General features: G+C 62.5%; 9 protein-coding genes. 3 read left to right on the top strand and 6 right to left on the bottom strand.

Annotated features, from left to right (window positions below):
• Positions 1–8: 8 nt before the first annotated feature.
• Positions 9–1751: a PTS fructose-like transporter subunit IIB gene (locus tag M5B96_RS20605; RefSeq protein WP_248798794.1), complete on the top strand. Its 1743-nt coding sequence runs from the start codon at positions 9–11 to the stop codon at positions 1749–1751.
• A gap of 182 nt (positions 1752–1933) precedes the next feature.
• Here M5B96_RS20605 and M5B96_RS20610 read toward each other — a convergent pair whose 3' ends face one another.
• The 6 genes from M5B96_RS20610 to M5B96_RS20635 all read right to left on the bottom strand — a co-directional run bounded on the left by M5B96_RS20610 (position 1934) and on the right by M5B96_RS20635 (position 9688).
• Positions 1934–4465, bottom strand: a complete 2532-nt coding sequence (locus tag M5B96_RS20610; protein ID WP_248798796.1) for a PepSY domain-containing protein — start codon at positions 4463–4465, stop codon at positions 1934–1936.
• 274 nt (positions 4466–4739) lie between these two features.
• Positions 4740–5903, bottom strand: coding sequence for a type III PLP-dependent enzyme (locus M5B96_RS20615; protein WP_248798799.1), 1164 nt, complete (start codon positions 5901–5903; stop codon positions 4740–4742).
• Between the two features lie 337 nt (positions 5904–6240).
• Positions 6241–7398, bottom strand: coding sequence for a betaine/proline/choline family ABC transporter ATP-binding protein (locus M5B96_RS20620; protein WP_248798800.1), 1158 nt, complete (start codon positions 7396–7398; stop codon positions 6241–6243).
• The gene (locus M5B96_RS20625; protein ID WP_248798802.1) at positions 7395–8048 is read right to left on the bottom strand and encodes an ABC transporter permease; all 654 of its coding nucleotides are present in this window, start codon (positions 8046–8048) and stop codon (positions 7395–7397) included. The genes M5B96_RS20620 and M5B96_RS20625 overlap by 4 nt, the downstream gene beginning before the upstream one ends.
• A gap of 9 nt (positions 8049–8057) precedes the next feature.
• Positions 8058–8951 carry a glycine betaine ABC transporter substrate-binding protein gene (locus M5B96_RS20630; protein WP_248798804.1) on the bottom strand — a complete coding sequence of 298 codons (894 nt, stop codon included), beginning with the start codon at positions 8949–8951 and terminating at the stop codon, positions 8058–8060.
• A 20-nt stretch (positions 8952–8971) separates the two neighbouring features.
• Positions 8972–9688 carry an ABC transporter permease gene (locus M5B96_RS20635; protein ID WP_248798806.1) on the bottom strand — a complete coding sequence of 239 codons (717 nt, stop codon included), beginning with the start codon at positions 9686–9688 and terminating at the stop codon, positions 8972–8974.
• Between the two features lie 339 nt (positions 9689–10027).
• Here M5B96_RS20635 and M5B96_RS20640 point away from each other — a divergent pair, with 339 nt between their 5' ends.
• Together M5B96_RS20640 and M5B96_RS20645 are read left to right on the top strand one after the other, a co-directional pair.
• Positions 10028–11611, top strand: a complete 1584-nt coding sequence (locus tag M5B96_RS20640; RefSeq protein WP_248798807.1) for a peptide chain release factor 3 — start codon at positions 10028–10030, stop codon at positions 11609–11611.
• Between the two features lie 328 nt (positions 11612–11939).
• Entirely contained in the window at positions 11940–12164 is a 225-nt protein-coding gene (locus M5B96_RS20645) for a hypothetical protein (RefSeq protein ID WP_248798809.1), read from the top strand.
• Positions 12165–12182 lie beyond the last annotated feature (18 nt).

The raw sequence follows: 12182 nt of genomic DNA on the forward strand, positions 1-12182 counted from the left end.
GGAAAGTGATGAAATTAGCCATTGTTACCGCCTGCCCGAACGGCATGGTCACCAGTGTGCTGTGTGCCCGCCTGCTCGATGCGGCGGCCCAGCGCCAGGGTTGGAGCACCAGCGTCGAAGTCCACGACAGCCAGCACCCGGAGCGCCAATTGTCGGCGGCGACGGTGGAGGCCGCCGAGTGGGTACTGCTGGTCAGCAGCGTGCCGGTGGAGATGTCGCGGTTTATCGGCAAGCGGGTTTTTCAAAGCACCCCGGCCCAGGCATTGCAGGATGTCGAGGCGGTGTTGCGGCGCGGTGCCGAAGAGGCGCGGGTGTTTGTTGCGCCCGAGGCCGTAGCCGAGCCGGTAGCGGCCGCCAAGCGCGCCCCGCGCCTGGTGGCGGTGACCGCCTGCCCGACCGGGGTGGCCCATACCTTCATGGCCGCCGAAGCCTTGCAGCAGTCGGCCAAGCGCCTGGGTTATGAGCTGCAGGTGGAAACCCAGGGTTCCGTCGGTGCCCGCAACCCGCTGAGCGCGGCGGCGATTGCCGAGGCCGATGTGGTGTTGCTGGCGGCGGATATCGAAGTCGCCACCGAGCGTTTCGCCGGCAAGAAAATCTACCGTTGCGGTACCGGCATCGCCTTGAAGCAGCCGGACGCGACCCTCAACAAGGCCCTGGCCGAAGGTCAGCCGGAACAGGCTGTGACGGGCAGCGCCGGGGCCCCGGCCAAGCAGGAAAAGACCGGTGTCTACAAACACCTGCTGACCGGTGTCTCGTTCATGTTGCCGATGGTGGTGGCGGGCGGCCTGATGATTGCCTTGTCGTTCGTCTTCGGCATCACCGCGTTCAAGGAGCCGGGCACGCTGGCGGCGGCTTTGATGCAGATCGGTGGCGAGAGCGCGTTCAAGTTGATGGTGCCGTTGCTGGCCGGCTATATCGCCTACTCGATTGCCGACCGTCCGGGCCTGGCTCCCGGGATGATCGGCGGCCTGCTGGCGAGCACTCTGGGCGCCGGTTTTATCGGCGGGATCGTCGCCGGTTTTCTCGCCGGCTACAGCGCCAAGGCGATCAACCGTTATGCGCGGCTGCCCAGCAGTCTTGAGGCGTTGAAGCCGATCCTGATCATTCCGTTGCTGGCCAGCCTGTTCACCGGCCTGGTGATGATCTACGTGGTGGGCAAACCGGTGGCGGGGATGCTCGAAGGGCTGACCCATTTCCTCGACAGCATGGGCACCACCAACGCCATTCTGCTCGGCGTGTTGCTGGGCGGGATGATGTGCGTCGACCTCGGCGGGCCGATCAACAAGGCGGCCTATGCGTTCTCGGTCGGGTTGCTGGCGTCGCAGAGTTACGCGCCGATGGCGGCGACCATGGCCGCGGGCATGGTGCCGCCGATCGGTTTGGGGATCGCCACGCTGATTGCGCGGCACAAGTTTGCCCAGAGTGAGCGCGAGGCCGGCAAGGCCGCGTTCGTACTGGGGCTGTGCTTTATCTCCGAGGGGGCTATTCCGTTTGCGGCCAAGGATCCGTTGCGGGTGATTCCGGCGAGCATTGCCGGTGGCGCGCTGACCGGTGCCTTGTCGATGTATTTCGGCTGCAAGCTGATGGCGCCCCATGGCGGCCTGTTCGTGATGCTGATCCCGAACGCGATCAACCATACGTTGCTGTACTTGCTGGCGATTGTTGCCGGCAGTCTGCTGACGGCACTGGCCTATGCCGTGCTCAAGCGGCCGGAAGTGGTTGAGTTGAGTGTTGAACCTGCAAGAGCCTGACCGCGTTACTCCTTGTGGTGAGCGGGCTTGCCCGCGTTGGGGCGCGAAGCGGCCCTAAAATCAGCGACTTCATTGTGTCAGGCAGAACGCAATCGCAGGTTTTACGACTGCTTCGCAGCTGAGCGCGGCGATGCGGCGTCCCGACAAGCCCGCTCGCCACAATGCGGTGTCTCGGCGTGGTCTCAGTACACATCCCGCCGATAACGCCCTTGCTCGATCAATTGCTCGACGGCCTCGGTGCCGAGCAACTCCAGCAGCACCTGGTCGACCCCCGTCGCCATCCCCTGCAAGCTGCCACAGATATAGATCGCCGCACCGCTTGCCAGCCATTGGCGCAGTTCAGCCGCCGCTTCGCGCAGGCGATCCTGGACATAGATCTTTTCTGCCTGGTCGCGGGAAAACGCCAGGTCCAGGCGCGCCAGATCACCGCTGGCCAGCCATCCCTGCAGTTCGTCCGCGCAGTGGAAGTCGTGAGCGATATTGCGCTCGCCAAATAACAACCAGTTGTCCCGCTGGCCATCGGCAATACGGGCCTTGAGCAAGCTGCGCAAGCCCGCCAGGCCCGTGCCGTTACCCAGCAGGATCAGCGGACACGGTGCCGTCGGCAGATGGAAAGCGCTGTTGCGCCGCACCCGCAGGCTGATGCTGGAGCCTGGCGCAGCGTGCTCGGTCAACCATCCGGAACCCAGGCCCAGGCTGCCATCGGCCTGGCGCTCCTGGCGCACGATCAACTCCAGTTGCCCATCGCTTTCAAGGGAGGCGATGGAGTACTCGCGCGGGCTCAGCGGTATCAGCGCATCCACCAGGGCCTGGGCATGCAGGCCGAGCAGATGGACCCGATGCTCCGGCAACTGGCGTCCGCCCAGGGCCTGGGCGAGGCTTTCCGGCAGGCCGTCGAGTTGCACCGGGCTGTCGGCCGCAAGCCCGAGTCCGGCGAGGAAGCGCTGCACCGCCTGGGCACTCTGGCGGGGGAGGATTTCCACCAGGTCGCCGGCTTGCCATGAGGTCGGCGTCTCGGGCGTCAGTCCCAGCAGGTAGACGGCGGAACCCGCGCTGCCCGGGTTGAGCAGGGCACGTTGGCGCAAGGTCCAGTTGGTGAAAGTCGCTGCCTGCCAGGCCACCGGGGGCGTGCCGCCGGTCAGTCGGTTGAGCTGCTGTTGCCAGTAGCGCAGGGCGTAGGGATCGCCGTTGTCGACTTCGACCGGGGCGAACAGCGGATTGCCGCCACGCGCCTCCAGCCACTGGTGCAGGCGACGGGCGAAACCGCAGAAGTGCTGGTACTGCCGGTCGCCTAGGGCCAACACCGAATAGTTCAAGGTGTCGAGGGACAGCGGCTGGCCGAGCAGCTTGCGTTCGAAGCCGCGGGCGCTGTCCGGCGCTTCGCCGTCGCCGAAGGTGCTGATGACGAACAGCGCATGTTGCGATTCGCGCAGGTCGCGCTCATTGAGCCCGGCCAGCGGGCTGACCCGTACCGGCACACCGGCGGCCTGCAACTGAGCGGCGCTCTGCCAGGCCATCTGTTCGGCGAAACCGCTCTGGCTGGCGAAACCGATCAGCCAGGCGGGCGTATCGCCGGCTTGCGGTTCCAGGCCCAGGCGGGCTTGCTTGACCTGGCGTTTCTTGCGCCGCCGATCAAGGTACAGCAGCCAGCCGGTGACGAAGAACAGCGGCATGCTCAGGCTCGACAGGAGCATCAGGATCCGCCCGCTGATGCCGAAGTAGCTGCCGACGTGTAGCGCATAGATGCTGGTCAGCAATTGTGCCTTGAAGCTTTGCTCGGCATAGCGCAACTGGGCCTGGATCACACCCGTGGCCGGGTCCAGATTGATCTGGTTGAGGGCGCGGTCATGGGGCGAGTCCTTGAGCAGGTAGTAGACCGTTGCCGGTTGCCCGGCCAGCGTCGGCATGCGGATGTTGTAGGCACTGAGGTCGGCGCCCGTGACGCGTTGGATACTGGCCCAGATGGCATCGTAGTCGGCGCTCGGCACCGCGCCGCTGGGGGGCGGCGTGCGCTGTCCAGCCCCGCGCTGTTGGATCGGTGAGTCGGCCAGCAGTTTGTTCAGGCCGTTGCTGTACCACTCGTAGGACCAGAACAGGCCGGTCAGCGCCGACAGCAGGTAGAACAGCAGGCACCAGGTGCCGGCGACCGCGTGCAGGTTCCAGTTGAAGGCGCGACCTTTTTTCGCCCAGTCGAAGGTCAGCCAAGCCCGCCAGTCGAGGGCTTGGCGCGGCCAGCGCAGATAGAGCCCGGAGAGGCAGAAGAACACCAGCATCAGGGTGCACGCGCCGGTGATCTGCCGGCCGCTGTCACCCAGGGCAAGGAAGCGGTGCAGTTGCAGCATCAGGGCGAAGAAGTCCTGGCCCTGTGCCTCGCCCTGGTACTCCCCGGTGTAGGGGTCGAAGTAACGCATCTGCCCGCGGCGCTCACCGGGCTCCGGGCTGAAGGCGACCCGCGCGGCATTGTCGCCATGGGGGGAGACCCAGAGCATGGCAACGCTCTTGCCTTCGCGGGCTTCGAGCCGACGCACCAGTTCGGCCGGGGGCAGGGCCTCGCCCTGGGTCGGTATGTCGAGTTGCAGGACGCTGGGGTTGAGCAGGCGCAACAACTCGTCCTGGAACGACACCGTGGCACCGGTGATTCCCATGAAAGCCAGCACCAGCCCGGCGGTAATGCCGAACAGCCAGTGCAATTGGAACAGTGTTTTCTTCAACACGGCGACCGCCTTGCTCTCTCGAGGTGATTCTTACGGAGCGCATTATGCCGTGTGTTTATGAGAATGCGACGAATTCATATTAGCGGCGTTTTTTTTCGTGTGACAAAACGGACAAAAGCCCCGTTCATGGGCAGGAGCGGGGCTTGGGACGATGGGGGAGCGGGCGGGCTGAAGGCTCAGGCGCCTTGCAATACGCAAAAGGCCCGTGAGGGTTCACGGGCCTTTCAGGGTAACGCACGGTATGGCCGGGGCCGCCTTTCAGCGGCCCGGCGCATCACACGTAGAAGGATTTCAGCGGCGGGAAGCCATTGAATTCCACGGCGCTGTAGCTGGTAGTGTAGGCACCGGTGGACAGCCAGTACAGGCGGTCGCCGATGGCCAGGTTCAGGGGCAGGCCGTACTTGTAGTTTTCATACATGATGTCGGCGCTGTCGCAGGTCGGGCCGGCGATGACCACTTCTTCCATCTCGCCTTTCTTCTCGGTCCAGATCGGGAACTTGATGGCTTCGTCCATGGTTTCGATCAGGCCGGAGAATTTGCCCACGTCGGTGTACACCCAGCGCTCGACGGCGGTACGCGATTTACGTGCGACCAGCACCACTTCGCTGACCAGGATGCCGGCGTTGGCGATCAACGAACGGCCCGGTTCGAGGATGATTTCCGGCAGGTCGTCGCCGAAGTCTTCCTTGAGGAAACGGATGATTTCCTCGGCGTAGGTTTCCAGGCTGTTGGTGCGGGTGATGTAGTTGGCCGGGAAGCCGCCGCCCATGTTGATCAGCTTCAGGTGAATGCCGTCTTCTTCCTTCAGGCGCTCGAAGATCACTTTGACCTTGGCGATCGCCGCGTCCCAGACGCTGATGTCGCGCTGTTGCGAACCGACGTGGAAGGACACGCCGTAAGGCACCAGGCCCAGGTCACGGGCGAGGATCAGCAGGTCCATGGCCATGTCGGTCTGGCAGCCGAACTTGCGCGACAACGGCCAGTCAGCGGTGGTCGAGCCTTCGGTGAGGATTCGTACATACACTTTCGAGCCCGGGGCGGCCTTGGCGATATTGCGCAGGTCGGCTTCGGAGTCGGTGGAATACAGGCGCACGCCCTTCTCGTAGAAGTAGCGGATGTCCTTGGATTTCTTGATGGTGTTGCCGTAGCTGATGCGATCCGGGCTGACGCCCTGGCCCAGCACCTTGTCCAGTTCGTAGATCGAGGCGATGTCGAAGCTGGAGCCTTTCTTGTTCAGCAGGTCGATGATCTCGACGGCCGGGTTGGCCTTGACTGCGTAATAGACCTTGGCGAATTCGAAACCGGCGCGCAGGTCATCGTAGGCCTGGCTGATCATCGCGGTGTCGATCACCACGAACGGGGTTTCGTGCTTGTCCGCGAACGCCTTCATTTTGTCAAAAGTGGCGCGCGCGAAATAGTCTTCGACCTGAATCGACATGCTGGGAACTCCTACTGGCAAACTAGATTGATCAATGGGTGCAAATGAACGTCCTCCGTATCCCCACTTTGGTTCGCCTACTTCCCAAGGCATGTCGCCGAAAGCAAAAAGGCCATGGGAACAACTGCTTCCCTTGGCCTTGCTGTCTCGTCGTCAGTACTTGAGCCGGATGGATCGTTTCCAGCATGGACGTTCGGCGCGAACTTTAGGACTTGAGGGGCTTGAGATCAACTAAAAATGTCGCGTTTTTGCACGCACCCGTCGCGTGGCCCGGATCAGTCACCTATTTAACCGACCCGGATGACAGTCTGATGTTCCCGATCGCTGACCGATGGTGTCAGGCCAGGGCCATTTCAGCGGGCGAGACGATACTGGTCTTGGCTCCGCGCGAACGCCCGGAACTCAGGTAGGCGGCAATCGACTCCTGGGTCACTTCGCCAAGGAATACCCGCGCGGCGTCCATCACCGGCAGCCACGAACGGTTGAACTCATACATCCGCGACAACAGGATGCGCAGGTGCTCGTCGTAGGCCGCCGTGGCATTGAACTCGCGCAGGAACTGCGCGCAGGTGCCGCTCTGGCGGTGCAGGTCGCGGCGCCGTACATAACCCAGCGCCTTGTTCCCGGCGTCGGTGACCACCACGTAGCGTCGGTCATGTTCGTCCATCAGCTCCAGGGCCTCGGCCACCGGGGTCTCCGGGCTCAGCGAGGGGGCGTTGTCCGCGGCGTCTTCGGCCTTCACCAGCAGCAGGCGTTTGAGGGTGCTGTCCTGGCCGACGAAGCTGCTGACGAAGTCGTCGGCCGGGTGGGCCAGCAGGGTGTCCGGGTGGTCGAGCTGCAACAGCTTGCCGGCACGGAAGATGGCGATCTTGTCCCCCAGCTTGATGGCTTCGTCGATGTCGTGGCTGACCATGATCACGGTCTTGTTCAGCGCCCGCTGCATCTCGAAGAACTCGTTCTGGATCATCTCGCGGTTGATCGGGTCGACCGCGCCGAACGGCTCGTCCATCAGCAGCAATGGCGCATCGGCCGCCAGGGCGCGGATCACGCCGATCCGCTGTTGCTGGCCACCGGACAACTCGCGCGGGTAGCGATACAGGTACTGCTTGGGCTCCAGCTTGATCATGTGCATCAACTCGCGGGCACGGTCATGGCATTTCTGCTTGTCCCAGCCCAGCAGCTTTGGCACCACCACGATGTTTTCCTCGATGGTCATGTTGGGGAACAGGCCGATCTGCTGGATCACATAACCGATATTGCGCCGCAAGGTCACGGCGTCCAGGTCGCTGGTGTCTTCGCCGTTGATCAGGATCTTGCCCGAGCTGGGCTTGATCAGGCGGTTGATCATCTTCAGCGTGGTGCTCTTGCCGCAACCCGAAGGGCCGAGGAATACACAGATCTCGCCTTCGTTGACGGTCAGGCTTACCGAGTCGACGGCGGTGATGGTCTTGCCGTTGCTTTGAAAGGTCTTGGTCAGGTTTTGAAGTTCGATCATTTGAGCAGTCCTTTTGGAGTCAGCGTGCGTTGCAGCCATTGCAGGAGCAGGTCGGCGACGATGGCCAGGAGGCTGACCAGCACCGCGCCGACGATCAGCATCGACATGTCGCTGCGGCTGATGGCCGCCAGAATCAGCACCCCCAGGCCGCCGGCGCCGATGGTGGCGGCGATGGTCATGACGCCGATGTTCATCACCACGGCGGTGCGCACACCGGCAAGTATCACCGGCACCGCGATCGGCAGCTCGACCATGCGCAGGCGCTGGCCGAAGGTCATGCCGATGCCGCGCGCGGCTTCGCGAATACCCGCTTCGACCCCGGTCAGGGCCAGGTAGGTGTTGCGCATGATCGGCAGCAGCGAGTAGAGGAACACCGCGCTGATCGCCGGCAGCGGTCCCAACCCTTGGCCGAATTTGGAGTAGAACGGCAGCAGCAGGCCGAACAGGGCGATGGACGGCACGGTCAGCAGCACGGTGGCGCTGGCTTGCAGTGGCCCGGCCAGTGTGGGGAAGCGGGTCATCAGCACGCCCAGCGGCACGCCGACGACAATCGCGAGAATGACGGCGATGCCCACCAGCGTAATGTGCTGCCAGGTCAGATGTAGGACCTGTGTCCAGTCGAGATGGGAAAAGGCGTTGAGAAATTCCATGTCTTCTCCTCAGTTGATCGGATGTTGGCGCAGGAAGTCGGCGGCCACGGCGGACGGGCTTTCGTGGTCGACATCGACCCGCGCATTCAGCTGGCGCATGGTGTCGTTGTCGAACAGCGCCGCCAGTGGCTTGAGATCGGCGGCCAGTTGCGGATGGGCGTCGAGATAGACCTGGCGCACCACGGGCGCGGCGGTGTAGTCCGGGAAGTAATGCCTGTCGTCTTCCAGCAGCTTCAATTTGAAGGCATTGAGGCGACCGTCGGTGGTGTAGACCAGGCCGGCAAACACCTGGCCGTTGCGCAGGGCCGTATAGACCAGGCCGGCGTCCATCTGCCGGGTGTTCTTGCGGGTCAGATTCATCTGGTACAGCTTGACCATGCCGGCCATGCCGTCGGAACGGTTGGCGAACTCGGTGTCCAGGGCCACCAGGCGGTTTTCCTGGCGGTCTTCGGCCAGGGCCTGGGTCAGGTCGCTGATGCTGTTGATCTGCGGGTATTGCTTGGCCACCTGCTCCGGCAGGGACAGGGCGTAGGTGTTGCTGAACTTCGACGGTGACAGCCAGACCAGACCTTTTTTCGCGTCGAGTTCCTTGACCCGGGCGTAGGACTGTTCGCTGTCGAGTTTCTCGTCGACATGGTTGTAGGCCACCAGCGACACGCCGGTGTATTCCCAGATCAGGTCCAGTTGCCCGCTTTCCTGGGCGCTGCGCGCCAGGTTGCTGCCCAGGCCGCCGGTCACCTGGGGCGCATAGCCCTTGGTGCGCAGGTACTGGGCAGTGATTTCCGCCAGCAGGGTCTGTTCGGTGAAGACCCGGGCGCCGATGCGGATCAAGGGTTTTTCAGCGGCTTGGGCGAATCCCGCGGACAGCAGGACGCAGACCAGTATCGCAGTCAGTCTTTTCATATCGATTCCTTTGCCGGGTCTTAAGACGCACGGACTCCGCGTTCCAGCCAGAAGCGGCTGGCCATGGTCACCAAGGCGTCAAGCAGCAAGGCCAGCAGTGCGGTGCAGGCGGCCCCGAGCAGCAACTGCGGCTGATTGTTCAGGGCGATGCCGGGGAAAATCAGGCTGCCCAGGCTGTTGGCACCGATCAGGAACGCCAGGGGCGCGGTGCCGACGTTGATCGCCAGGGCCACCCGTACGCCGCCGATGATGATCGGCACGGCGTTGGGCAGTTCCACCCGCCAGAGCACCTGGAGCGGGGTCATGCCGATGCCGACGGCAGCTTCTTTCAGGGAGCCCTGGACGTTTTTCAGGCCTTCGTAGGTGTTGCGCACGATGGGCAGCAGGGAGGCGAGGAACAGGGCGAAGATCGCCGGGCCGCTGCCGATGCCCAGCACGCCGAGGGCGATGGCCAGCACGGCCAGGGGCGGGACGGTATTGCCGATATTGAAGAGCTGCATGAAGCGCTCCGCGCGCCCGACCATACTCGGTCGGCTCAGCAGGATACCGGCGGGAATCCCTGCAATCAGGGCGGCAAGCATGGAGACAAGGACCAGGATCAGATGCGCTTGCAGGTAAAACAGCAAATCGTCGCGGTACAGTTCGATCGTGTTGCTGCCAATCCAATGGACCAGCAGGGCCAGGAGAGCGACGACAACCGCTCCACCTATCAGCCCTTTGCCATAGCGAATAGCCACAGGCGGACTCCTTTTTTCTGTCGGCGAACACCGCTTCGTGTGGCAATGCCATTCCTGGCCGCCGAAGAAAGTGTTCGCGAAATGCAGCTCGCCACTGCCGGCAAAGCGGCAGGCGGTCGGGCCATAAGCGCAGCCTCGTCAGGCTGACTTGCTGGTATTTCAGCCCCTGGTACGAGTCAGGTAGCAGGGGAGTGGACGCCTCCACCTTTTAAAAGGTTCCATAGTTGGCAGCTTTTAGCCACCCTTGAAGTCACTGCAAGCGGGTGAACGGTGGTCGGTGGACCGCTGTTTGCGCTATACTCGCCGCCCTTTTTTGACTCACCTGCCAGGCGATTTCCCATGACCCACCAGGCCGCCGAAGTCGCGAAACGCCGCACTTTCGCCATTATTTCCCACCCCGATGCCGGTAAAACCACCATCACCGAGAAGCTCCTGCTGATGGGCAAGGCGATCGCGGTGGCCGGCACGGTGAAATCCCGTAAATCCGACCGCCATGCCACCTCCGACTGGATGGAAATGGAAAAACAACGGGGTATCTCGATTACCACGTCGGTCATGCAGTTCCCCTATCGCGAGCACATGATCAACCTGCTCGACACCCCGGGCCACGAAGACTTCTCCGAAGACACCTACCGCACCCTGACCGCGGTCGACTCGGCGCTGATGGTCCTCGATGGCGGCAAGGGCGTCGAGCCACGGACCATCGCCCTGATGGATGTCTGCCGCCTGCGCGACACGCCCATCGTCAGCTTTATCAACAAGCTCGACCGGGACATTCGCGATCCGATCGAACTGCTCGACGAGATCGAGGCCGTGCTGAAAATCAAGGCCGCGCCGATCACCTGGCCGATCGGTTGCTACCGCGACTTCAAGGGCGTGTACCACCTGGCCGACGACTACATCATTGTCTACACCGCCGGTCACGGGCATGAACGCACCGATGTGAAAATCATCGAGAAGCTCGATTCCGACGAAGCCCGCGCGCACCTGGGCGACGAGTACGACCGGTTTGTCGACCAGTTGGAACTGGTGCAAGGCGCCTGCCATGAGTTCAACCGGCAGGAGTTCCTCGACGGTCAGCTGACCCCGGTGTTCTTCGGCACCGCCCTGGGCAACTTCGGTGTTGACCACGTGCTGGACGCGGTGGTCGATTGGGCACCGATGCCGCTGGCTCGTGTCGCCAATGAGCGTACCGTGGAACCGGTGGAAGAGAAGTTCGCCGGTTTCGTGTTCAAGATCCAGGCGAACATGGACCCCAAGCACCGTGATCGGATCGCCTTTATGCGCATCTGTTCGGGCAAGTACGAAAAGGGCATGAAAATGCGCCATGTGCGCACTGGCAAGGATGTGCGCATCGGCGATGCGCTGACCTTCTTCTCCTCCGAGCGCGAGCAGTTGGAAGAAGCCTATGCCGGCGACATCATCGGCCTGCACAACCACGGCACCATCCAGATCGGTGACACCTTCACCGAGGGCGAGTCCCTGGGCTTTACCGGCATCCCGCACTTCGCCCCGGAACTGTTCCGTCGCGTGCGTCTGCGTGACCCGCTCAAGTCCAAGCAATTGCGCCAAGGCTTGCAGCAGTTGGCGGAAGAGGGCGCGACCCAGGTGTTCTTCCCCGAGCGCAGCAACGACATCATCCTCGGCGCCGTCGGTGTGCTGCAGTTCGATGTGGTCGCCAGCCGCTTGAAAGAGGAATACAAGGTCGAGTGCTCGTATGAGCCGATCACCGTGTGGTCCGCGCGCTGGATTGATTGCAGCGACAAGAAGAAGCTCGATGAGCTGCGGGTCAAGGCTGTGGAAAACCTCGCGTTGGACGGTGGCGGTCACCTGACCTACCTGGCGCCGACCCGGGTCAACCTGGCGCTGATGGAAGAGCGCTGGCCGGACGTGAAATTCCGCGCGACACGCGAACACCACTAAGGCGTTGCTCGCGGTAGTTCTTGCCGTACCCTTGGAAAAACCCGCTGCCCAGGCTGCGGGTTTTTTATGGGCGTCGCAAAAGTCGAGGTTTGTAGGCCCTCAATATCGGTGAAAGCTGAGTGTTGTGCTCACAAGGGCGGTTCAGAGAGGTCTTATGCTTTTTGAGTCTAATTGTCATTTGGAATAATTCTATCGCCAGCCAACAGTTTTCATCTGGCCAGTATGGAAAAGTCCGAGCAACGGGTCTAGGTTCTGACAAGTTGCGCTCGGCTTCTTGAAGTCGGCTGCAAGGTGTTGGTGACTTATCCACAGAGGGACGGAAGCGACGATGAAAATTTTTCAACGCGGCGTACTGCTGATCAAGGTGCTGGTGCTGTTGATGGTGGGGGCTTCAAGTGCCTGGGCGAGTAATGCGGTGTCGGATCATGGGGCGGTTTCTCCTTCAAAATCCGCGGTGCACGCGCTTTATGCCGATGACACCGACAAGAAAGCCGATCCCGGTCAGGACGATCAGAGCGATGACAGCGGTGAGGATGGTGACAGCGATTCCTGATTCCCACGAATGAAAAAG

Origin of the sequence: Pseudomonas sp. MWU13-2105 (assembly GCF_023242315.1) — a bacterium.
Lineage (GTDB): Bacteria > Pseudomonadota > Gammaproteobacteria > Pseudomonadales > Pseudomonadaceae > Aquipseudomonas.